The organism is Algiphilus sp., assembly GCF_023145115.1.
In the GTDB taxonomy this organism is placed as follows: domain Bacteria; phylum Pseudomonadota; class Gammaproteobacteria; order Nevskiales; family Nevskiaceae; genus Algiphilus.
In genome coordinates, this window is the sequence record NZ_JAGLEJ010000026.1 from 1 (window position 1) to 19,793 (window position 19,793).

16 protein-coding genes and 1 tRNA gene are annotated in these 19,793 nt (G+C 71.0%); 13 read left to right on the plus strand and 4 right to left on the minus strand.

All coding sequences use genetic code 11. The annotated features are described in order from the left end of the window. Positions 1 to 272: 272 nt before the first annotated feature. Positions 273 to 357 (minus strand) — tRNA-Tyr (locus KAH28_RS09015). 76 nt (positions 358 to 433) lie between these two features. After that, positions 434 to 2,908, minus strand: coding sequence for an ATP-dependent helicase HrpB (hrpB, locus tag KAH28_RS09020; RefSeq protein ID WP_290575832.1), 2,475 nt, complete (start codon positions 2,906 to 2,908; stop codon positions 434 to 436). Positions 2,909 to 2,974: 66 nt separating this feature from the next. Here hrpB and KAH28_RS09025 point away from each other — a divergent pair, with 66 nt between their 5' ends. From KAH28_RS09025 to KAH28_RS09040, 4 genes are all read left to right on the plus strand, one after another. Then, positions 2,975 to 3,346 carry a hypothetical protein gene (locus KAH28_RS09025; RefSeq protein WP_290575834.1) on the plus strand — a complete coding sequence of 124 codons (372 nt, stop codon included), beginning with the start codon at positions 2,975 to 2,977 and terminating at the stop codon, positions 3,344 to 3,346. After that, complete coding sequence (locus tag KAH28_RS09030) at positions 3,346 to 3,798, plus strand: hypothetical protein (RefSeq protein WP_290575836.1); 453 nt, start codon at positions 3,346 to 3,348, stop codon at positions 3,796 to 3,798. The genes KAH28_RS09025 and KAH28_RS09030 overlap by 1 nt, the downstream gene beginning before the upstream one ends. Next, positions 3,788 to 4,663 carry an acyl-CoA thioesterase II gene (tesB, locus tag KAH28_RS09035; protein WP_290575837.1) on the plus strand — a complete coding sequence of 292 codons (876 nt, stop codon included), beginning with the start codon at positions 3,788 to 3,790 and terminating at the stop codon, positions 4,661 to 4,663. Before KAH28_RS09030 ends, tesB begins: the two co-directional genes overlap by 11 nt. A 214-nt stretch (positions 4,664 to 4,877) precedes the next feature. After that, complete coding sequence (locus KAH28_RS09040; protein ID WP_290575839.1) at positions 4,878 to 5,828, plus strand: alpha/beta fold hydrolase; 951 nt, start codon at positions 4,878 to 4,880, stop codon at positions 5,826 to 5,828. A gap of 70 nt (positions 5,829 to 5,898) precedes the next feature. Here KAH28_RS09040 and KAH28_RS09045 read toward each other — a convergent pair whose 3' ends face one another. After that, entirely contained in the window at positions 5,899 to 7,083 is a 1,185-nt protein-coding gene (locus KAH28_RS09045) for a fatty acid desaturase (RefSeq protein WP_290575841.1), read from the minus strand. Positions 7,084 to 7,259: 176 nt separating this feature from the next. Here KAH28_RS09045 and KAH28_RS09050 point away from each other — a divergent pair, with 176 nt between their 5' ends. The 8 genes from KAH28_RS09050 (at position 7,260) to KAH28_RS09085 (ending at position 18,057) form a co-directional block, all read left to right on the plus strand. After that, positions 7,260 to 7,901: a TetR/AcrR family transcriptional regulator gene (locus KAH28_RS09050; RefSeq protein ID WP_290575843.1), complete on the plus strand. Its 642-nt coding sequence runs from the start codon at positions 7,260 to 7,262 to the stop codon at positions 7,899 to 7,901. Between the two features lie 2 nt (positions 7,902 to 7,903). Next, positions 7,904 to 9,382 (plus strand): TolC family protein, encoded by a 1,479-nt coding sequence (locus tag KAH28_RS09055; protein WP_290575845.1) that lies wholly within the window; start codon positions 7,904 to 7,906, stop codon positions 9,380 to 9,382. Then, positions 9,354 to 10,421, plus strand: a complete 1,068-nt coding sequence (locus tag KAH28_RS09060) for an efflux RND transporter periplasmic adaptor subunit (RefSeq protein WP_290575847.1) — start codon at positions 9,354 to 9,356, stop codon at positions 10,419 to 10,421. The genes KAH28_RS09055 and KAH28_RS09060 overlap by 29 nt, the downstream gene beginning before the upstream one ends. A gap of 12 nt (positions 10,422 to 10,433) precedes the next feature. After that, on the plus strand, positions 10,434 to 13,511 hold the full coding sequence (locus KAH28_RS09065) for an efflux RND transporter permease subunit (protein WP_290575849.1): 3,078 nt from the start codon (positions 10,434 to 10,436) through the stop codon (positions 13,509 to 13,511). Then, positions 13,504 to 14,166, plus strand: coding sequence for a class I SAM-dependent methyltransferase (locus KAH28_RS09070; protein WP_290575851.1), 663 nt, complete (start codon positions 13,504 to 13,506; stop codon positions 14,164 to 14,166). The genes KAH28_RS09065 and KAH28_RS09070 overlap by 8 nt, the downstream gene beginning before the upstream one ends. 26 nt (positions 14,167 to 14,192) lie before the next feature. Then, on the plus strand, positions 14,193 to 14,969 hold the full coding sequence (locus KAH28_RS09075; RefSeq protein WP_290575853.1) for an ADP-ribosylglycohydrolase family protein: 777 nt from the start codon (positions 14,193 to 14,195) through the stop codon (positions 14,967 to 14,969). Then, the gene (locus KAH28_RS09080; protein WP_290575855.1) at positions 14,966 to 15,892 is read left to right on the plus strand and encodes an acetamidase/formamidase family protein; all 927 of its coding nucleotides are present in this window, start codon (positions 14,966 to 14,968) and stop codon (positions 15,890 to 15,892) included. Before KAH28_RS09075 ends, KAH28_RS09080 begins: the two co-directional genes overlap by 4 nt. Positions 15,893 to 16,008: 116 nt before the next feature. After that, a complete protein-coding gene (locus KAH28_RS09085; RefSeq protein WP_290575857.1) occupies positions 16,009 to 18,057 on the plus strand; it encodes a PhoX family phosphatase in 2,049 nt (682 codons plus the stop codon). A 55-nt stretch (positions 18,058 to 18,112) separates the two neighbouring features. Here the strand turns inward: KAH28_RS09085 and KAH28_RS09090 are convergent, their stop codons facing one another. After that, positions 18,113 to 18,757, minus strand: coding sequence for a lysoplasmalogenase (locus tag KAH28_RS09090; RefSeq protein WP_290575859.1), 645 nt, complete (start codon positions 18,755 to 18,757; stop codon positions 18,113 to 18,115). 152 nt (positions 18,758 to 18,909) lie between these two features. On the opposite strand from KAH28_RS09090, the gene KAH28_RS09095 reads away from it, so the two are divergent. Continuing rightward, complete coding sequence (locus KAH28_RS09095; protein ID WP_290575861.1) at positions 18,910 to 19,791, plus strand: hypothetical protein; 882 nt, start codon at positions 18,910 to 18,912, stop codon at positions 19,789 to 19,791. The last annotated feature ends 2 nt before the right edge of the window (positions 19,792 to 19,793 follow it).

A 19,793-nucleotide genomic window follows, 5' to 3' on the forward strand; every position in this document is an offset into this window, starting at 1 on the left:
GCGCATGGCTTCGGCCCATTGAGCTGCACCCGCGTGGGCGCCAGTACTAGCGTCTCGCGAGCCTGGCCGCAGGCTCCAGGCGCGGTCGTCCGGATCTCGCAAGGTGCCTCCGGGGCTGGTATTCCCCGGCTCGCCCGCCGCGGTGATTGCGGCCCTCGTGACGGCACCGGGGTTGGACAATGCGATCGACTGCCCACGTCGATCCGGACGCGCAAAAAAAATGCCCCGACACGATCCGTGCCGGGGCAGATTTTGGGAACGCCTCTGCTGCTTGGTGGAGGGGGTAGGATTCGAACCTACGAAGGCTAAGCCAGCAGATTTACAGTCTGCCCTCGTTGACCGCTTGAGTACCCCTCCGCATCCGTCGCGGCGGACGGCTTGTCCGCGTCCGCCAGCGCGAGGCCGCGTATTGTCGTTTCGCCGTCATCTTCCGTCAAGGCTGATGCCGCCGCCTGGTGCCCATCATCGGGGCTGCGGACAGCGGATCGTCCGGCCAGGGGTGCTTGGGGTAGCGTCCGCGCATCTCCCGCGCGACCTCGCGATAGCCGTCCCGCCAGAATGACGCGAGGTCCTGCGTGACCTGCAGCGGCCGGCCGGCCGGCGACAGCAGATGGATGCGAACGGGCACGCGACCGCCATCGACGCACGGCGTCTCGGAGAGCCCGAACACCGCCTGCAGTTTCACCGCCAGGATCGGGGGCTCGCCGTCGCAGCCGTACTGCAGACGCACGCGATGCCCGCTCGGCACCGGAACGGCCTCGGGTGCCAGCGCGTCCAGCTCCCGAAGCTGAGGATGGGACAGTGCCGACCGCAGGACGGTCTCGAGATCGATCGCGGCCAGATGCGAGAAGCGCGACATTCCGGCGAGCCAGGGCATCAGCCAGTGCGCGAGATTGGCCTGGAGGGCGGCATCGTCGACCGCCGGCCAGCCGTCGTCCGGATGCCAGGCGCGCACACTCGCCATGCGGCTCTGCAGACCGCGCGCGCTTTCGGTCCAGGGCAGCGCCCCGATGCCGCGAGCGGCGATCGCCTCCGCGAGCAGTGCGGCACAGCGCTCGGGCGGCACCGACGGCAGCGGCTCGGCGTCGAGCACGATGCGGCCCAGCATCCGCCGGCGCTCGGCGACTACCGCCTCCTGGCGCGGATCCCAGTCGACGTGCTCCGTCTCCCGGATGGCGCCGCATCGCCCCGCTGCGACATCGGCTCCGTCGAGCGGCGCGACCAGCCTCGCACGCCGCGGCTGGCGCGGCTCCCATTCGGGAGCGACCAGCCATTCGGCGTGCGCCGGATCGGCCGACTCGACAACGAGCTCACCGCCGTCGGCGCAGAGGTAGCGGCCGTCGTCTCCGGAGCGACGACGGGCCACGCGCTCCGGGAAGGCCCAGCTTGCGACCAGGCCGAGGTGTGCCGAGCGGTCCGGAGCCGGCTTCGGCGGGGCATCGACGCCCAGAGCGCGCGCCAGATCCGCGACCAGGCGCCGTGCGGCGCCATCCCGTGGCTGCGCGGTCACCGCGGCGGCGCGCTGGGCGAGCGTGCGACCGGTTGCCGCGGTGTCCTCGAGGCACGCGGCAACCCATATGGCATCTGACAGATATCCGGCCGCGCGCGCACGCTGCAGCATGGCGGCAAGACGCGGCGCCAGCGGCAGGCGCGCCATCTCGCGTCCGGCCGCCGTGATCGCACCCGCGTCATCGAGCGCCCCGAGCGAGCGCAGCAGCTGCTCGGCACGCTCCAGGGCGACCGGCGCGGGCGGATCGAGCAGGGACAGCGTGCGCGAGGCACCGCGTCCCCAGCACTCGGCGCGCAGCACGAAGGCCGCGAGATCGGCGCGGAGGATCTCCGGCTGATCCTGCGCCGGGAGACGGGAATGCGCGTCCGCCGACCACAGCCGCCAGCAGCTGCCCGGGCCCAGGCGCCCGGCCCGTCCGGCGCGCTGGTCCGCCGCCGCCCGCGAGATGCGTTCGGTGACGAGGCGGTCGGCACCGGCGCGGGCATCGAAGCGCGTCAGGCGGTGCCAGCCGGAATCGATGACGATGCCCACCCCCTCGACGGTGAGGCTGGTCTGCGCGATGGGCGTGGCCAGAATGATCTTGCGGTCCGGTGCCGGCGCCAGCGCCGCGTCCTGCTCGGCGGGCTGGAGGCTTCCGTGCAGCAGGTGCACGCGCGCCGCGGCGCCCTGCTCCAGGCGAGCCGCGACGGCGCGCATCTCGCGCATGCCGGGCAGGAACACGAGGGCGTCGCCGTCAGCTTCGCCCATGGCGTCGCGCACGGCATCCGCAACGCCGGCGGCGAACGCCGCGACGTCGTCCGTGGGTCGCGCGGCCAGCGGGCGGTGATGCACGCCGACCGGGTACTGGCGTCCCTCCGCGCGCACGATCTCCGCGTCTCCCAGCAGCGCAGCCACCGGCGCCGCATCGATGGTCGCCGACATCACCAGGACGCGCAGGTCGGGCCGCAGCGTCTCGCGCACCTCCATCAGCAGACCGAGCGCCAGATCCGCATCGAGGCTCCGCTCGTGGAACTCGTCGAGGATCACGGTGTGGGTACCGGGCAGCTCCGGATCGGCTTCCAGCATGCGCAGAAGCACGCCTTCGGTCACGACCAGCACCCGGGTCTCTTTGCTGCTGCGCCGGTCCCAGCGCACGCGATAGCCGACGCGCGCACCGACCTCGTCGCCGATCAGTGCAGCCATCCGCCGCGCCGCTGCGCGCGCGGCCACCTGGCGCGGGGTGACCACGATGATGCGCTGGCCGGCCGCGATCCTCTCGGCCAGCAGGAGCGGCACGAGGGTGGTCTTGCCGCTGCCGGGCGGCGCCGTCAGCACCGCACTGCCGCGCGCGAGTGCGAGCAGGAGCGCATCGCCGACGGCGGCGACCGGCAGATCGGTGTCCGGCGCACGGATGCTCATCGAGCGCGCGCCCGGTCGCGCTTGCGCATAATCGCGCCTGAGATCACCGCTGCGGAGGGTTCGGGAATGCTGCTCGCTGCCATCATCCTGTTGTCTGCGAACCTGGTACTGCTGGTGTGGCTGGCGATTCGCGGTCAGCGCACGGCACGGATCCTGTCGCGACTGCGCCGGGACGCCGAGGCGCTCAAGCCGCTGCACGCCGACCTCAATCCGGAGCTGCGCCAGCAGCTCGGCGAAGCCCGCAGCCGCGTGATCGGGATCGAGATCCTCAATCCCATCGAGGTCGCCGCGAAGGAGTCCTGGATCGCCGGCCGCTTCGGCGCGCTCGCCCCCGGCCTCATTCAGCGCGAAGTCTACCGTCAGACGCGCGAAATCCTGGAAGTGCAGCTGCGCGAGTACGGCATCGAGCCGCGCGTCCGCCTGCTGGGGAGCCGCTGATGCCGGCCTGGGTCGTGCTCGCGGCCACCGCGGCGTGCATGCTGCTCACGGCAGCGTTGCTGCTCCGGCACGTGCGGCTGGGAACGTCGGTCCGCGAGTCCGGCAACGATATCGGCGCCGCCGCGGCGCGCTACGGGGAAGCGCAGCGCATGCTCCGCCAGCGCCACCGCATCCAGGATGCGCAGCGCCTGGCGGAGGGCGCCGTGGAAGGCACCACGCGCACCGTCGAGGACATCCACCGCGGCATTGCCAGCATTCCCTTCGAGGTGCTCGACGGCATCCCCGCCACCCGCGACACCGCGCGCATCGTGCGCGAGATTCACGATCTCACCTCCACCACCGTGTACACCAGTATCCGCGCCGTCAATCGCCTTGTCGGCAGCGGCATGCGCCAGGGGCTGCGCCTCGACGCCGAGGCGCCAAAGAAGGACCGCGATTCCCATGACCAGTAACGCCCTCGACGATCTCGTCCGGCTTCTCGATCTCGAGAACCTCGAAGTCAACATCTTCCGCGGCGAATCCCGCGACCTCGGCGGCCGCAGCGTCTACGGCGGCCAGGTGGTCGGACAGGCGCTGGTGGCGGCCGCGCGCACCACCAGCGACGCCATGCCCCACTCGCTGCACGCCTACTTCCTCCGCCCCGGCGAGATGACGCAGTCGATCGTCTACGACGTCGACCGCGTGCGCGACGGTCGCACCTTCGCGGCGCGCCGCGTGCAGGCCATCCAGAACGGCAAGCCGATCCTGTCGATGATCGCGAGCTTCCAGCGCCCCGAGCCGGGGCTCTCGCATCAGCAGACCATGCCCGACGTACCGGCACCGGAGACGCTCGACGACCAGGACGCGCTGCGCGACCGCTGGCTGGCGCTGCACCCGGACGCGCCCGAACGCGCCCGCCGCGCGCTGCTGCGCCAGACCGCCATCGAGTTCCGTCCGGTATCGCCGACCGACCCCTTCACTCCGGAACCGCACGCGCCCGCGCAGCACATCTGGTTCCGCGCCAGCGGCACACTGCCCGACGACGCCATGCTGCACCGCTGCGTGCTGGCCTACGCGTCCGACTTCAGCCTGCTGTCGACCGCGCTGCTGCCGCACGCGCGCAGCTATCTGTCGCAGGACATGGTGGTCGCTTCCATCGATCACGCCGTCTGGTTCCATCGCGACTTCCGGGCCGACGACTGGCTGCTCTACAGCATGGACGCGCCGACCGCGCAGGGGAGCCGCGGCCTGTCGCGCGGCCAGATCTGGACGCGCTCCGGGGAGCTGGTGGCGAGCGTCGCCCAGGAGAGCCTGATGCGCGACATCAGTGACACCTGAGCGCTGCCGACCGCCGAACGGGCACGCGATACCGCCCATCCGCACAGGCCCCACAACGGTCGCGCGAACGCGCAGCATCACCTTCACCGGTCTAACTCTCCCTCCTCCCTGACCGGTGTGTGCTGCGACCGGCGCGCGTCCTGTTCCCGCAGGCCGCGCGCCGATTTTTTTGCTTGGCGGTATGCTGCCGGCGCCCCTCGCCAGGAGACCCGCCGTGCCCATCCCCTCGCTCACCCGCTTCGGCTACTTCGCAGGCGCCTTCATGGTGCTGCTGGTGGTCGGCGTCATGGTCCTGGCGCCGGATACGGCCACACGCTTCGCACTCCAGCTCGAACGCCGCATGGCCGGCCTGGAGATGCATACCACGCATATCGAGGGATTCGAGATCCCCTACCTCGCCGGCGGTGAAGGCCCCACCCTGCTGCTGCTGCACGGCTTCTCCGCCAACAAGGACAACTTCACCCGCGTAGCCAAGCATCTGACGCCGCACTTCCGCGTGGTGGTACCGGATCTGCCCGGATTCGGCGACGCGAGCGCACCGGATGACGCCGGCTACGGACTGCCCGCGCAGCGCCGGCGCATCGAGGCCATCATCGATGCCATCGGCCTGTCCGGCCCGCTCCACGTGGGCGGCAGTTCCATGGGCGGTTACCTGGCGATGGCGCTGGCCCTGGAGAACCCCGATCGCGTCGCATCGCTGTGGCTGCTCGCGCCGTTCGGTCTGGAAGGCGCCGAACAGTCCGAGCTGCGCACGCACTACGTCGAGACCGGCGAGATCGGCCTGCTCGCGGAGACGCCCGCAGAGTTCGACGCGGTGATGGAGCTCGTCTTCCACGAACGCCCCTACCTGCCCTGGTTCGTGCGCGACACGCTCGCGAAGCGCGCTGCCGCGCGGTACGAGCGCTACCGGGCCATCTTCCTGGACGTGCAGGAGGCCGAGCCGCTCAACGCACGCGTGGCCGATATCGACGTGCCCACGCTGCTGGTCTGGGGCGAGGAGGACCGTGCGCTGCACCCGTCCGGTGCTCGGGTCTACGTCGAGGCCAACCCCGACGCCACCGACCTGCAGATGATGCCGGCGATGGGACACCTTCCGATGATGGAAGCGCCCGAAGCGACGGCAGAGCGGCTGCTCGCGTTCCACGCCAGGCACTTCGGCGACTGATCAACCCTGGCCGGGCCGGCCGGCGGTGCGGCGCCGTTTCAGGGCTGCGGACGAGCCGCAGCCCATCCGGTCAACCGGTTGAAGTCGACACCTGCTGGGTCAGCTGCCGGGCCAGCAGACGCACCCGGTGCCGCTGCTGACGGAGCGACTGCGCGAGATTGCGCTCCATCGCGGTCACGCGATGCGAGATCTCGGTATGCGCCCAGCGGTCGGCGAGGTCGCGACGCGCATTCTCGATGCGCTGCTGCTGAACGCGTGCCCATTCCCCGAGTGTATCCGCGAAGGCCGCACGCTCGTGCTCCAGCATGTGCAGGAGATGCGCGACGCGGCCCGCGTGCGACGGCTCGCCGCTCAAGCCCTCGGCGGCGCGCTCGAGCTGGGTTTCGAGCAGCGCGCGCTGGATCTTGAACTCGGGCACGCGCTTGAGATCGGAAGCCAGCCCCACGCGCGCCGCACCCGCGATCAGCCACTTGGTGGGATCGAACTGCCACCAGCGGATGCCGTTGCGGTAGTCCCACTGAAACAGGTGATGGAAGTTGTGGTAGCCCTCGCCGAAGGTGAGCAGCGCGATCACCCCGTTGTCGCGCGCGGTGTTGCTGCGCGTGAACGGACGGCGGCCCCAGGTGTGGGCCAGCGAGTTGATGAAGAAGGTGATCTGGTGCACCAGCACCAGGCGCAGCGCGCCGACGATGAGCAGACCGCCGGCGATGTCGCCGTGCAGCGCGCCGACCAGGCCCGGGATCAGCAGGTTCATGCCGACCGCGATGGCCAGGTAGTGGCGGTGCTGGAAGGCGACCAGCGGATCCTCCTGCAGATCGCGCGCCACGCTCATGTCGATGTCGCCGCTCGGATAGTCGCGCAGCATCCAGCCCATGTGGGCATACCAGAAGCCGCGCTTGATCGAGTACGGATCGGACTCGGTGTCATCGACGTGCCGATGATGCACGCGGTGCATCGACGCCCAGACCAGGATGCTGTTCTGCAGCGCCATGCCCCCGAACAGCATCAGCAGCCAGCGCATGGGACCGCGCGCCCGGTAGCTGCGATGCGCCCAGTAGCGGTGATAGCCGGCCGTGATCGAGATTCCCGTCACCCAGAACAGCGCAACGGCCCAGAGATAGAGCCAGGGCGACGGCCCGGTGGCGATGATGTACGCCGGCGCCGCGACCAGCCCCAGCGGCAGGGTCAGCGCGAACATGATGACGGCGGGCCAGTTCAGGGGCGCCTTGGGCGCGCGCTCGGCAGTAGACGGCATGCGGAATGACACGGTTGGTTGGCCGGAATGCCCGCATGATACGGCACGGTTGGTTCCGCCGCGAGGGGATGCGACCGGCGGCGCGCCGTAACCGCCGATCGCGTCCCGGACCGACCGCCGGAGTCGGTCGCTAGACATGTGTTGACTTATTGACACTTCGTCAACAAACTGGCGGCATGCGACCCAGTGAGCAGCGCCGAGCCGAAGAGAAGCAGCGACGTCGGGAAGAGATCCTCGACGCCGCCGAGCACGTGTTCCAGGAACGCGGTTTCGACGCAGCGACCATGGACGACGTCGCGGCGCAGGCGCGCGTCTCCCGGGCGCTGGTCTACGTCTACTATCGCGACAAGCGCGCACTGCACCTGGCCATCTGCATCCGGGCACTGCGCCGCCTGCGCGCGCTGTTCGAGGAAGCCGCCGCGACCGAGCAGCGCGGACGCGATCAACTGGTCGCCATCGGCCGCATCTACATGCGCTTCGCCGAGACCCACCCCTGCTACTTCAACGCGCTGTCGCGCTATGAAGCGACCGAGGCCGAGGTCCAGACCGAGACCGACGAGACCTTCGCCGCCACCATGAGTGCCGGCCGCGACGTGCATCTGGTCACCGTCCGCGCCATCGAGCAGGGCATGCGCGACGGCAGCCTCCGATCCGACATCACGAACCCCATGCTGATGGCGATGACGATGTGGGGCTTCACCCACGGCGTGCTGCAGATCGCCCAGCACAAGGCCTTTCTTTTCGAGCAGGAGGGCATTCCGGTGGAAACCTTCGTCGACAACGCCGCGGCGCTCGCAGCCCGCGCGCTGGAGCCGTGACCGTGTCCGGCACGCGCGCTGCCCGCCGTCGCTCCCCCTCTCTGATTGCCTGCGCCCTGATCGCGCTGGCACCGTACGCCGCCGCCCAACCGGCGGACGACCAGCGGCTCGACGCCTATGTGCGCGAGGCGCTGCGCAGCAATCCGGTCATGGATGCCGGCATGCAGGCGCTGCTCGCGAGCGACCTCGAGGCCCGCGCGACCCGCGCCCGGCGTCTGCCCGCGCTCGGCCTCGAGGCACGCTACACGCGCGCCACAGGCGGCCGCACCATCGACTTCCCGGCCGGCCAGCTCTTCAACCCGATCCACGAAACCCTCAACCGGTTGCTGGAGGAGCGCGGCGAGCCGGCGATGTTCCCTACCGACCTCCGCGACATCGAGGAACCCCTGCTGCGCCCGCGCGAGCAGGAGACCAAGCTGACCCTGCGCGCCCCGCTCTATGCGCCGGAGATCGGCGCCGCCATCGCCGCCCGTGCCGCCGCCACCGATGCCGCCCGCGCCGGCCTGGAAGTGACCGCCCGCACGCTGGTGCGCGAAGTGAAGCGCGCCTACTTCGGCGCCGCGCGCGCCGACGCCGCCGAGGGCATCCTCGAGGCCAGCCGCGACCTGCTCGCCGAGGATCTGCGCATCGCGAAGGTCATGGAACGCGAGGGCACCGCCACCCATGACCGCGTGCTGCGCGCCCGTGCCGAGATGCTGGCCGTCGAGCAGCGCCTCGACGCCGCGCGCGCCGGTACCCGGCAGGCGCGGCGACAGCTCGCCCGGCTGCTGGGCCGCGACGACGCCGCCGGACTGGTCCTGCCCGAGGCCGAGCCCGACGGCACCCCTGCTCCCGCGCCCGCCGACCCGGGCCCCGACGCGGAGGCGGACACCGTCTCGTCGCGTCCCGAGCTCGCCCGCCTGGACGCCGCCATCGCCGGTGCGGAAGCGCAGGTCGATGCCGGTCAGGCGCGCCGGCTGCCCGAGCTGTCGCTGGCCGCCGACTACGGCATCCAGGGCGCGGACTACGCCGTGGACAGCAGCGACGACAGCTTCGGGACCGTCTCGCTGGTGCTGCGCTGGAACCTGTTCGACTTCGGCGCGCGCCGCGTCAGCCGGGACGCCGCCGCCGCCGAAGCGGCGCGACTGCGCGCACAGCGCGACGATCTGGAACGCGAGCTCCGGCTGGCGCTGCAGGCGGCCAACGAGGATCTGGACGTCGCCGCACGCGCGGTGCGTACTGCGCGCGCCCGCGTCGAGGCTGCCGAGGCCGCCTTCGCCATAGCCGAGCGCAAGCGCGCCGAGGCCAGCCTCTCGCAGGTCGCCTTCATCGACGCCCAGCGCGCTCTCACCGAGGCGCGCCTCAACGCCGTCATCACCCGCTTCGACCTGCGCGACCGGATCGCCGAGGTCGAATTCGTCGCCGCTGCCTACCCGCTGCCGGCCCTGCCGCTTTCCGCCAAGGAGTCTTCCGATGAGGATGCCCCGGACCTTTCCCGCTGACCGCTCCCGGGCGCTCGCCGTCGTCGTGCTCGGCGCCGCGCTGGCGGCGTGCGGCACCGCCGAGCAGGACACGCGCGAGGCAGCGCCGCGCGCGGTGCGGGTGGCGGCGCCCGAAGCCGCGCCCGCCAGTCCGGATATCGCGGTAGTGGGTCGCCTCGAGCTGCGCGACGAGCAGCAGCTCGCCTTCCGCGTCGGCGGCATCGTCGATGCGGTCAACGCCGACGCCGGCGACCGCATCGAGAAGGGCCAGGTCCTCGCCCGCCTCGACACCACCGAGGTCGATGCCGGCGTCGAGCAGGCGCGCGCCAGCGCGGACAAGGCGCGGCGCGACCTCGAGCGCGGCGAGCGCCTGCACGCCGACAACGTCATCACCCAGCAGCAGCTCGACGACCTCGAGACCGCCTTCGACGTCGCCCGTGCCCGGCTCGAGACCGCGCGCTTCAATCAGCGCCACGCCATCATCCGCGCACCGGCCGACGGCGTCGTGCTGCGCCGCATGGTCGAGCCCAACGAGACCGTCGCCGGCGGCCAGCCGGTGCTGGCGGTGGGCGATGCCGGCAGCGGCTTCGTGCTGGCCGCGGCGGTGCCGGACCGCGACGCGCTGCGGCTGGCGCTGGCCGACCCGGCGCGCATCACCGTCGACGCCATGCCGGACGCGCCCATCCGCGGCGCGGTCAGCCGCATCGGCCGCCAGGCCGATCCGCGCACCGGCACCTTCGAGGTCGACGTGGCCCTCGAGGAAGCCCCGGAGCGCCTCGCCAGCGGCCTGCTGGCGCGCGCCCGCATCACCACCGCCGACAGCGGCGAGACCGCGCGCACCGGCATTCCGCTGGAGGCGCTGGTCGAGGGCGACTCCGAGGCCGCGCTCATCTTCCTGCTTGCCGACGACAACGCCCGCGTGCAGGCCCGCGAAGTGACCGTGCGCTGGTTCGACGACGAGCGGGCGGTGCTGGGCGAGCCCCTGTCCGAGCAGGCCCGCGTGGTGACCACCGGCGCCGGCTTCCTGCGCGACGGCGAAGCCGTGCGGATCATCGAGTAGGACCGCACCGCCATGCGCCTCACTGAATTCGCGGTCCGCAATCCGGCCTTCATGCTGGTGGCCTTCGGGCTGCTCACCGCCATCGGCCTGACCAGCTGGCAGCAGATTCCGCGCACCGAGGACCCGGTCTTCGACATATCGGCCTACCGCGTCATCGCGGTGTATACGGGCGCCGACGCCCTGGAGGTCGAGCGCCAGCTGGTCGAACCCATCGAGGATGCGATCAACACCCTCGATGACGTCAAGGTGATCGCCGGCTCGGCGGACGATTCGCTGGGGGCGGTGCGCGTCGAGTTCGTCGTGGGCATCGACACCGATCGCACCTTCGATGCCATCAACCGCGAGATCGACCTGCTGCGCCCCGACTTCCCCGACGGCGTGCAGAGCGTCGAGGTGGAGCGCATCAATCCCGGCCTGGTCAACATCGTGCAGCTCGGCCTGGTATCGGAACAGGCCTCCTGGCAGCTGCTGGAGGATACCGCGGAGGACCTCAAGGACCGCATCGAGACCGTGGACGCGGTCAAGGAGGTCGAGATCCAGGGCCTGCCCGCCCGCGAACTGCGCGTCGAACTCGACCTCGGCCGGCTGGGCGAGACCGGTATCGCGGCAATGCAGGTCTACCAGGCCGTCGCCGGCCGCACCGGCAACGTGCCCGGCGGCTCGGTCGATGTCGGTCAGCGCCGCTTCAATCTGCGCAGCACCGGCGACATCGAGCGCCTCGATCAGCTTCGCGACACGGTGGTGGTGGCCGACGGCGCGCGCGTGGTGCGGGTGGGCGATGTCGCGCGCGTGTCGTGGGACTACGGCCCCGAGCGGCACACCGCCCGCCTCGACGGCAAGCGCGCGGTCTGGGTGGTGGCCAACCAGCGCGAGAAGCGCAACGCGATCGACACGCGCGCGGCCATCTGGGAGGTACTGGACGCCTTCGAGAGCGAGCTGCCGCGCAACATCGAGCTGGTGCGCGCCTTCGACCAGTCGCGCAACGTCGCGGCCCGCCTGGGCCGGCTGATGACCGACTTCCTGATCGCGCTGATCGCGGTGTCCTTCACCCTGCTGCCGCTGGGCATGCGCTCGGCGGGGCTGGTGATGGTGTCGATCCCGCTGTCGCTGGCAATGGGCCTGTCGGCGCTGCACTTCACCGGATTCACGCTCAACCAGCTGTCCATCGCCGGCTTCGTGGTGGCGCTCGGGCTGCTGGTGGACGACTCCATCGTGGTGACCGAGAACATCGCCCGCTATCTCCGCCTGGGCCACGACCGCACCGAGGCCGCGCTGCTCGCGACGCGCCAGATCACGCTCGCCATCCTGGGCGCCACCGGCACGCTGCTGTTCGCCTTCGTGCCGCTGCTGGCGCTGCCCGGGGAGGCCGGCAACTTCATCCGCGGCCTGCCGCTGGCGGTGGTGTTCACCGTGGCCGCGTCGCTGCTGGTGGCGCTGACGATCATCCCCTTTCTGGCGAGTCGCGTGCTGCCGCGCACCGCCGAGGGCGAGGGCAACGCGGTACTGCGCACGGTGATGCGCTTCATCCACGGCGTCTACCGCCCCATGCTCAAGCTGGCGCTGCGCTTTCGCTGGACGACGATGGTGCTGAGCCTGCTGGCGGTGGTCGCCACCGTGGCAACCGTGCCCGGCATCGTCGGACTGGCCATGTTCCCCAAGGCCGACACGCCACAGGCGCTGGTACAGGTCACCCTGCCCGACGGCGCCAACCGCGACGCGACCGACCGCGTGCTGCGCGAGGTCGAGGCCATCCTGCTGGAGCAGGCGGAAGTCGACCACGTCATGGCCAACCTGGGCCGCGGCAATCCGCAGATCTACTACAACATCTTCCAGCGCGAGTACGCCCCCAACTTCGCCGAGATCTTCCTGCAGATCGAGCAGTTCGACGGCGCGCTCACGCCGCGCTTCTACGAACGCATGCGGACCCGCTTCGACGACATCGCCGGCGCCGACATCGTGCTGCGCGAGTTCGAGAACGGCCCGCCCACGGAGGCCCCGATCGCGCTGCGCGTGCTCGGGCGCGACCTCGACGAGCTGCGCCGGCTGGCCGCGCAGATCGAGGACGTCATGCGCGACACGCCCGGCGTGCGCGATATCGTCAACGGTCAGCGCCGGCAGCGCATCGACCTCAAGCTGGACGTCGACGAGCAGCGCATCGGCCAGCTCGGTGTGGATCCGCTGGCGCTCGACACCACCGTGCGCATCGCGCTGTCGGGGCTGCCCGCAGGCGAAGTGTTCAACGACCGCGGGGACGACTATCCGGTGGTGGTGCGCGCGCCGCTCGCCGGCAGCGCGGCGCGGCTCGACGCGCTGGACGGGCTGCACGTCGCCGCCGACAACGGCGCCCAGGTGCCGCTCGGCCAGCTCGCGGACGTCCGTCTGGCGGCGGCGCCGGCGCGCATCGAACGCGAGCAGCGCAGCCGCGCCGCGATGGTCACGGCGTTCACCGAGCCCGGATACAACACCGAAGCCCTGACCTGGGACATCGTCGAGCGCGTGCGCGCGCTCGACTGGCCGCCCGGCTACGAACTGGACATCGCGGGCGAGGTCGAGAGCCGCGAGGAGGCCTTCGGCGGGCTCGGTACCGCCATCATCATCGCGGTCTTCGGCGTGCTGGCGGTGCTGGTGCTCGAATTCGGCAGCTTCCGCAGCATGCTCATCGTCGCCGGCGTGGTGCCGCTCGGCGTGATGGGCGGCCTGCTGGCGCTGCTGCTGACCAACAACCCGGTCGGCTTCACGTCGATGATCGGCTTCATTGCGCTCATCGGCATCGAGATCAAGAACTCGATCCTCCTGGTCGATTTCACCAATCTCCTGCGACGCCAGGGCAAGCCGCTGATGGAGGCCGTCATCGAGGCCGGCGAGATCCGCTTCCTGCCCATCCTGCTGACCACCGCCACCGCGGTGGCCGGGCTGCTCGCACTGGCGCTGGCCGACTCGGCGCTGTACTCGCCACTGGCCTGGGTGATCATCGGCGGGCTGGTGAGCTCGACGCTGATCGGTCGCCTGGTGACACCGGTGATGTACACGCTGCTGCCGCCGGCCATCACGCCGCACACGGGCGACGACGACCTGCCGACCCATGCCTGATCCCGACGCCTGCCCGCTGTGCGGGCGGGCATCCCCGGCGCCCCATCACGCCGCCGCAGGCACCCGCTTCCATCGCTGCGCGGGGTGTGCCCTGATATTCCGCGATCCGGCGCAGTGGCCCGATCGCGACGCCGAAGCCGCGCACTATCGCCTGCACCGGAACGACCCGCACGACCCGGGCTACCGGCGCTTCCTGCAGCCGCTCTTCGATGCCCTCGCGCCGCGCCTGCCGGCGGGCGCGGAAGGACTCGACTTCGGCTGCGGGCCGGGCCCGGCCCTGGCGGCGATGTTGCGCGAAGCCGGGCATCGCGTGCAGGTCTACGATCCGCTGTTCGCCGATGCACCGGACACCCTGAGACGCCGCTACGACTTCGTCACCGCGAGCGAGGTCATCGAGCATCTGCATCGCCCGGCCGAGACGCTGGCGATGCTCGGCGATCTGCTCGGCGCTGGCGGGATTCTGGGCGTCATGACCGGCGCACCACCGGCCGACCCGGAAGCCTTCGCGCGCTGGCACTACCTGCGCGACCCCACCCATGTCGCCTTCTACGGACCCGACACGCTGCGATGGATCGCGCAGCGCCACGGATGGACGCTGTCGCTGCCGGCGCGCCACGTCGCGCTGTTCACGGTGCCGGCGCCTGCGCTAGCCTGAGGTCCGGCCCGCTTCCGGGATCACGCATGCTCGGCGCCATCGCCGGCGACATCATCGGCTCGGTGTACGAGAACGTGCCGGCCGCGCGCGCGGACTTCCCCCTGTTCGGACCGCGGAGCACCCCGACCGACGACAGCGTCCTGAGCGTGGCGGTGGCGGAGGCGGCGCTCAGCGGTGGCGACTACCGCGACGCGCTGCGCCGCTGGGCGCGGCGCTACCCCGACGCGGGCTACGGGGCCGGCTTCGCGCGCTGGGTGCAGGCCGACGACCCGCCGGACGGCGACAGCTTCGGCAACGGCGCGGCCATGCGCGTGTCGCCGATCGGCTGGCTGTTCGACGACGAGGACGCCGTGCTCGACGCCGCCCGCGCCAGCGCCCGGCCCAGCCACGGCCACCCGGACGCGCTGAACGCCGCGCAGGCAGTGGCGCTGGCGGTGTTCCTGGCGCGGCGCGCCATTGCGCGCGACGATCTGCGACTGCGCCTGGGGCTGTCCTTCGGCTACGACCTCGACCGCGACTACGAGGCAGTGCGCGCCGCGCACCGCCCCGACACCAGCGCGCGCGGCTCCGTGCCCGAGGCCCTGATCGCCTTCCTGACATCGTGCGACTTCGAGGATGCCGTGCGCCGTGCCGTGCGCCTGGGCGGCGACGCCGACACCCAGGCCTGCATCGCGGGTGCCATCGCCGAGGCCTACTACGGCGGCGTGCCGACACCGATCGCGACCGCCGCCCGTGAACGCCTGCCCGACGACATGGCGGCGGTTCTCGATCGCTTCTCCGCCCACCGACGCCCGACGCCATGAATGCACACACCCTGCACGACCACGCCCGCCACTTCGGCTGGAACCGCGACAACGCGCCGGCGCTGACGGTCGCGCCCGGTGACCGCATCGCGGTGCCCTGCGCCGACGCCTCGGGCGGACAGATCACGCGCGATTCCGACGTCACCGCGATATCGGCGCTCAAGCCGGAACGCGCCAATCCGCTGTCGGGGCCGATCCACGTCGACGGTGCCGAGCCCGGCGACGCACTGGCGGTCCGCATCGAATCGCTGGCGCCGAGCGGCTGGGGCTGGACCGCGAACATCCCCGGCTTCGGACTGCTCGCCGACGACTTCCCGGATCCGCACCTGATCATCTCGCGCCACGACGAGACCCGGGTGGACTTCCTCGGCGGCATCCGTCTGCCGGTGCGCCCCTTCATCGGCACCATCGGCGTGGCCCCGGCCGAGGCCGGCACGCATCCGGTGATTCCGCCGTACCGCACCGGCGGCAACATGGACTGCAGGGATCTGGTGGCAGGCGCGACGCTGTGGCTGCCGGTGGCAGTGCCCGGCGCACTGCTGTCGCTGGGCGATACCCACGTCGCGCAGGGCGACGGCGAGGTCTGCGGCACCGCCATCGAGGCGGCCATGGATGTCGCGCTGCGCATCGAGCTCCACAAGGGGGCTGCGCCGGCGAGCCCGATGCTCGAGGTCCCGCCCGGCCCGCTGCGAAGCGAGCACGACGCCGGCTTCGTCGTCACCACCGGCATCGGCCCCGATCTCATGGAGGCCGCGCGCGAGGCGGTGCGCCGGCTCATCGAGCAGATCACGCGGCGCTGCCGCCTCGACCCGGCGGACGCCTACTGCCTGGCCAGCGTGGCGGCCGATCTGCGCATCAGCGAGATCGTGGACGCGCCCAACTGGATGGTGTCCGCCTACCTGCCGAAGGCGATCATCGACTGAAGCGGAAGCGCGTCATCGCGCTGCAACGTCGGCGTAAGACGCGCACAACTGCCATGTAACAGCGTGCCTTTAGCGTGGCTCGGACCCACAAGAGCAACGTTCCGAGAGGCACCGTCATGAAGCGACTTCGCTCCGCGGCATCGCGCGACACGCGCGAGCAGAACGATTCCCCCTCCCTGCGCAGCATGCTGCAGGCGCGGCTTTCGCGTCGCGACGCGCTGCGCGGCAGCTTCGGCGTCACCGCCGGCAGCGCACTGGTCGGCGCCGGACTGGCCGGCTGCAGTGACGACAACGGCGGTTCCTCGGGCGGCGGCAACCAGCCTCCCGAGCTGCGGTTCCAGTCGGTGCAGGGTGTAGCCGGCTCCGGCATCGACACCATCGCTCTGCCCGAGGGCTATACCTACGATGCGCTGATTCCGTGGGGCACCCCCATCCTCGGCGACTTCCCGGCATTCCGGCCCGACGGATCGAACACCGCTGCCGAGCAGGCGCAGCAGAGCGGTGAGTGGCATGACGGCATGCACTTCTTCCCGATCGACGGCTCGGATACCAACGGGCTGCTGTGCGTCAATCACGAGAGCCTGAGCTTCGACTTCTTCCACGGCTATCGCGTCGAGGATGGGAGCGCCGTCACCAACCGCGAGACCGACGGCAACGGCCTGCCCACCAATGCCGACCAGGTCCGCAAGGAGATCAACGGTCACGGCGTATCGGTGGTCGAGCTGCAGCGCATGGCCGGCGAATGGCGGGTCTCGGACAACGGCCGCAACCGTCGCATCACCGCCGCCACGCCGATGCGCTTCTCCGGCCCGGCCGCCGGCTCAGCGCTGCTGCAGACCGCCTACAGCCCCGACGGCACGCAGGGCCGCGGCACCATCAATAACTGCGGCCGCGGCTTCACGCCCTGGGGCACCTACCTGACCTGCGAGGAGAACTTCCGCGGTTACGTCACCACGCAGGAGGATCCGGTGCCCCAGGAGAAGAGCCGCTACCTGATCAATGCCGGCGGCTTCGGCTACCTCTGGCACGGCGTCGCGGGAGACGCCAGCGAGGATAACGGCGAGTTCGCGCGCTGGGATACGACACCGACCGGCGGCAGCGCCGCCGACGATTACCGCAACGAGGCCAACCACTTCGGCTGGATCGTGGAGATCGATCCCTTCGATCCCGCCAGCACCCCGGTCAAGCGCACCGCCCTCGGCCGCGTCGCCCACGAGGGCTGCGAGCCGGGGCGCATCACGCCCGGACAGCCCATCGCCTTCTACACCGGCGACGACGACGAGAACGAGTATCTCTACAAGTTCGTCACCGCCGATGCCTGGGATCCCGACAGCCCCGATCCGGACATGCTCGACAATGGCACGCTCTATGTCGCCAGGCTCGACGCGAGCGGCAGCGGCGAGTGGATCGCGCTGGACATCGCGAACAACGACACCCTCGCGCAGAACTTCGACTCGCAGGCCGAGGTACTGGTCTACGCGCGCATTGCCGGCGACCTGATCGGCGCCACCCCCATGGACCGCCCCGAGTGGTCGACCACCGATCCCGACACCGGCGAGATCTATCTCACGCTCACCAACAACGACGAGAAGGACGCTTCGTCGGACTCGCCCAACGCCGCCAACCCGCGCGACCCCAACCTCTGGGGGCACATCCTGCGCGTGCGGGAGGACGGCGACGATCCTGCCGCGACCGGCTTCACCTGGGACATATTCGCCTTCGGCGCGCCGGCAGACGCGGACCCCGACACCGTCAACCGCTCGGGTCTCACCGCCGACAATCAGTTCGCCGGCCCGGACGGCCTGTTCTTCGACCCGCGCGGCGTTCTGTGGATCCAGACCGACAACGGCGGCAACGCCGTGGCCGACGCCACCAACGATCAGCTGCTGGCCGTGGTGCCGGGTGGACTGCGCGGCGACCGCACCCTGACAGCCGACAATCAGTCGGCGCTGCGCCGCATGCTCGTAGGCCCCGGAGACTGCGAGGTCACCGGCATCGTGCTGTCACCCGACGCACGCACCCTGTTCGTCAATATCCAGCATCCCGGCGACGCATTCCCGCCCACCAACGGCTTTCCGGCGGGCGGCGCATCCGGACCGGACAACCTGCCGCGTTCGACCACCGTCGCCATCCGGCGCGAGGACGGCGGCGAGATCGCGCTCTAGCGGCCGCGGTACATCGTGGTGAAAGACCTTGGCCCCGCTCCGGCGGGGCCATTTTTCATCCCGCGAACGCAACGCTGGCCGCAATCAGCATCTGCGACGCGAAGTAGAGCGGCAGGCCCCACACTCGGTTCACGAAGCCGGCGGCGACGAAGCGATCGCGCGCCACCGAGACGTCCGAGAGCGCGAATCCGATGGCACCGACCGCGATGAGCCAGTGCGCACCGGCCGCCACCGCACTGCACGCCACCACCACCATCACGCCGATGACACCGAAGTAGGTCAGCACCGGCAGGCGGAAGTCGTTCTGCACGTGCGGCATCAGCCAGCCGGCAACGGCCAGCAGCACCATCGCCATCACAACCGCCGCGATCAGTGCGGCGGTGCCGTCGAGCGGCAGCGCCGAGAATGCGACCACATAGGCGACATGCCCGAGCAGGAAGGCGTTCATGCCGGCAAGGAAGGCCTTCTCGTTGTCGCGCGGCATGAGCAGCACGTCACCGGCCGCACCCAGTACCAGCCCGAGCAGGATCCAGCGTCCGTAGGTGCTGTCGAGCGCGCCCCAGTGAAGCGCGGCGCCCACGAAGACGGCGGCCGCGAGCGGCTTGCCGATCCATTCCAGCCAGCGCCGCCCGGTGAGATCCGCCACCAGCACCAGCGCGACGCCTGCGGCACAGACCAGCGAGAACAACATTGTCGACATGACGGCGGCCCCGGTCGCCCTGAACGTGCGTCGCATCCTAGAGGCCCGCGCGCACAGGCGCCACCGGCGATGCCCCCGCGCCGGCCCTCGCCTTTACGCGCGGGCCGCTGGAGCCGATAATGCTATGCATTCTCAACCACGATGCCTCCCGAATGGACAAGAAGCCGCCCCGCAACGACGCCGAACCCCGCTTCCGCCTGCATCCGGTCTACCGGCTGGGCATGCTGCTCGCCGCCGGCGGCACGGTCACCGGCGCGCTCGCCACCGATGCGCCGGATCCGGCGCACGCCGGGCATGGCCCCGCCGGCGCGATCCAGCTCGCGCAGATCGGTGCCACCGAGGGTGAAGGGGAAGGCGAGGCCGGGGGCGAAGGTACCGTCATGAACAGCGCTGCGGCCTATCTCGCACAGCTGGCGCTCATCCGCGGCCATCTCGACGTCGGCGTCGACCTCTACCGCGAGGGCCACACCGAAGCCGCGGTGACGCACATGAAGCACCCCGGTCACGAGCTCTACGCAGGCCTCGTGCCGGCCTTCGAGGCTCGCGGCGTCGACGGCTTCGCCGATGCGCTGGAAACCCTCGCGACCACGGTCGAGGAAGGCGGCGAGCGCGAGGCGGTCGAGGCTGCCTACACGGCGGTGCGGGAAGGCATCACTGCGGCCGAGGCCGGCGTCCCGGCCGAGGAGCGCAACGACGCCATCATGCAGTTCCGGGTGATCGTTCGCCTGATGCGCACCGCCGCGGCCGAGTACGCCATCGCGGTGGTCGACGGCCGGATGGAGAACGCCCACGAATACCAGGATGCGCTCGGCTTCGTGCGCGTCGCCCGCCGGATGGTGGACCGCCTCGCCGACGACAGCGAACAGACCGCCCGCGGCGGCGTCAACGACGCCATCGCGGTGGCCCGCACCCAGCTCGACGAGATCCGCGATCTGTGGGTCGGGCTGGTCCCGCCCGATACGCTCGACCGCGAACCGGCCCGCCTCTACGGCGCCACCGCCCGCGTCGAGCTCGCCGCCACGGCCATCGACTAGTC

Excerpts from the sequence above, each read along its gene's own strand:
- KAH28_RS09085 (WP_290575857.1), top strand. The coding sequence starts at position 16,009 with ATGAAGCGACTTCGCTCCGCGGCATCGCGCGACACGCGCGAGCAGAAC.
- KAH28_RS09045 (WP_290575841.1), bottom strand. The coding sequence starts at position 7,083 with ATGCCGTCTACTGCCGAGCGCGCGCCCAAGGCGCCCCTGAACTGGCCC.
- KAH28_RS09095 (WP_290575861.1), top strand. The coding sequence starts at position 18,910 with ATGGACAAGAAGCCGCCCCGCAACGACGCCGAACCCCGCTTCCGCCTG.
- KAH28_RS09070 (WP_290575851.1), top strand. The coding sequence starts at position 13,504 with ATGCCTGATCCCGACGCCTGCCCGCTGTGCGGGCGGGCATCCCCGGCG.
- KAH28_RS09090 (WP_290575859.1), bottom strand. The coding sequence starts at position 18,757 with ATGTCGACAATGTTGTTCTCGCTGGTCTGTGCCGCAGGCGTCGCGCTG.
- hrpB (WP_290575832.1), bottom strand. The coding sequence starts at position 2,908 with ATGAGCATCCGTGCGCCGGACACCGATCTGCCGGTCGCCGCCGTCGGC.
- tesB (WP_290575837.1), top strand. The coding sequence starts at position 3,788 with ATGACCAGTAACGCCCTCGACGATCTCGTCCGGCTTCTCGATCTCGAG.
- KAH28_RS09050 (WP_290575843.1), top strand. The coding sequence starts at position 7,260 with ATGCGACCCAGTGAGCAGCGCCGAGCCGAAGAGAAGCAGCGACGTCGG.
- KAH28_RS09060 (WP_290575847.1), top strand. The coding sequence starts at position 9,354 with ATGAGGATGCCCCGGACCTTTCCCGCTGACCGCTCCCGGGCGCTCGCC.
- KAH28_RS09030 (WP_290575836.1), top strand. The coding sequence starts at position 3,346 with ATGCCGGCCTGGGTCGTGCTCGCGGCCACCGCGGCGTGCATGCTGCTC.
- KAH28_RS09025 (WP_290575834.1), top strand. The coding sequence starts at position 2,975 with ATGCTGCTCGCTGCCATCATCCTGTTGTCTGCGAACCTGGTACTGCTG.
- KAH28_RS09080 (WP_290575855.1), top strand. The coding sequence starts at position 14,966 with ATGAATGCACACACCCTGCACGACCACGCCCGCCACTTCGGCTGGAAC.
- KAH28_RS09075 (WP_290575853.1), top strand. The coding sequence starts at position 14,193 with ATGCTCGGCGCCATCGCCGGCGACATCATCGGCTCGGTGTACGAGAAC.
- KAH28_RS09065 (WP_290575849.1), top strand. The coding sequence starts at position 10,434 with ATGCGCCTCACTGAATTCGCGGTCCGCAATCCGGCCTTCATGCTGGTG.